At 58.7% G+C, this 1615-nt stretch carries 3 protein-coding genes; all 3 read right to left on the bottom strand.

Going from position 1 to position 1615, the window contains the following annotated elements; genetic code table 11:
- Positions 1-166, bottom strand: a 166-nt coding sequence (locus tag J0I64_RS22625) for a bestrophin family ion channel (protein WP_366933730.1), incomplete at its 3' end; no start/stop codon positions are given.
- Between the two features lie 92 nt (positions 167-258).
- Positions 259-1137, bottom strand: coding sequence for a carbohydrate ABC transporter permease (locus tag J0I64_RS09090; RefSeq protein ID WP_291407342.1), 879 nt, complete (start codon positions 1135-1137; stop codon positions 259-261).
- Positions 1138-1615: carbohydrate ABC transporter permease (locus J0I64_RS09085; protein WP_291407341.1), on the bottom strand; the 478-nt coding region annotated here is incomplete at its 5' end.

Raw genomic sequence — 1615 nt, 5'->3', positions numbered from 1 at the left:
GAAACAGCCGATGCGCCACAACGACCAGAGCCGCAAAGCCTGCCATGGCGAGAATACCACGCCAGGTCCTGCGCAGAACGGACCCCCTCCAGACGAAAAACAGGCGCCACAATGGCGGGGTAGGACGAATGATCAATTGGCCGGGCTCGCTGAAGATTGGTCGCATGTGACAGCGACGCCCGGTGGGCATATCACCCACGCCCGGCCGCGCCAATGCGCCTATTCAAGGCTGCCGGACCAACCGGCAGCCTTCCCCGGTCACGCCTTTACGCTGCCAGTAGTCAGCCCACCCAGCCAATAGCGCTGCATGAACAGGAACAGGATCACCACGGGCACGATGGACACCACCGCACCGGTGAGGACGATGGAATAAAGGATGGCCCCGCCGGCACCACCACCGAGCTTGTACCACTGGGCGAGCCCCACGGTGACGGGCAGCGTGCTGGACGAATTCAGCACCACGAGCGGAAGGAAGTAGTTGTTCCAGCTCCAGACGAAATTAAGCAGCACGACCGTGGAAAAGCCCGGCGCCATCAGGCGGAAGGAAATGTTCCAGAAGATGCGGAACTCGCTGGCACCATCAACGCGGGCCGCATCGATCAGTTCGCTGGGCACGGATTCATCGATATAGGACTTCATCAAGTAGACCCCGAACGGCGACACGATCGATGGCAGGATGAAAGCCCATGGGGTGTTGACGAGGCCCATTGAGGTGACGAGCAGAAACAGCGGCACGACGAGTGCGGTCTGCGGGATCATCACGGAACCCAGCACGACCGAGAAAATCGCCTTCTTGCCTCTGAATTCATATTTCGAGAATGCATAGGCCGCCCAGGTCGACAGCAGCGCCGCACCCACCGCAATGGTGGTCGAATACACGAAACTGTTCCAGAGCCAGGTGGGGAAGATACCATTCTGATAGCTGAAGACGAGCTGCAGATTGTCCCACAGAGCGAAGCTGTTGCCCAACCAGAACCCGAACGTGGTGAAAAGGTCGGCATTGCTCTTGGTCGAGGAGAGCAACACATAGACGATCGGTGCGAAGCTATAGGCCAGGAACAGTGCCATCAGCGCAGTCAGCATGTTGCGGCTGGTGCGGAAGGACCTGGACGAATTGGTTTTGCCCACAATTGCCATTTATTTGCTCTCCCGCCGGGCGCTGATGAGCTGAAATACGTAGGAGACAACCGCCACGACAGCGCCGAGCACGAAGGATATGGCGGCCGAGTAGTTGTAGTCCTGGTTCACGAAAGCCAGGTTGTAGGCATAGATGTTCGGAGTGTAGCTGCTGGTGATCACTGCGGGAGCAAGCGCTTCGAGCAGATAGGGCTCGGCAAAGAGCTGCAGCGCGCCAATGGTGGCAAAGATCACCGTGACGAGAATGGTGCCACGGATGAGCGGCAGCTTGACGTAGATCACGTACTGCCAGGCGCGTGCGCCCGAAACAACCGCCGCTTCCTCGAAATCGGCAGGAATGGCCTGCAGTGCGGCAAAATAGATGATCATGAAGTAGCCCACATGCTCCCAGATCGCGATGTTGGCGATGGCGTAGAGCATGCTGTTGGCATTGAAGAGATCCGGCCGCGGCAACCCGAAATAGTCGGCGATCTGCGTC

This window comes from Devosia sp. (assembly GCF_017307565.1).
In the GTDB taxonomy this organism is placed as follows: domain Bacteria; phylum Pseudomonadota; class Alphaproteobacteria; order Rhizobiales; family Devosiaceae; genus Devosia.
The sequence above is the reverse complement of the archived record's forward strand: the minus strand, read 5'-3'. Positions and strand labels throughout refer to the sequence as shown.

Coding starts and splice junctions, on each gene's coding strand:
- J0I64_RS09090 (WP_291407342.1), bottom strand. CDS start 1,137: ATGGCAATTGTGGGCAAAACCAATTCGTCCAGGTCCTTCCGCACCAGC.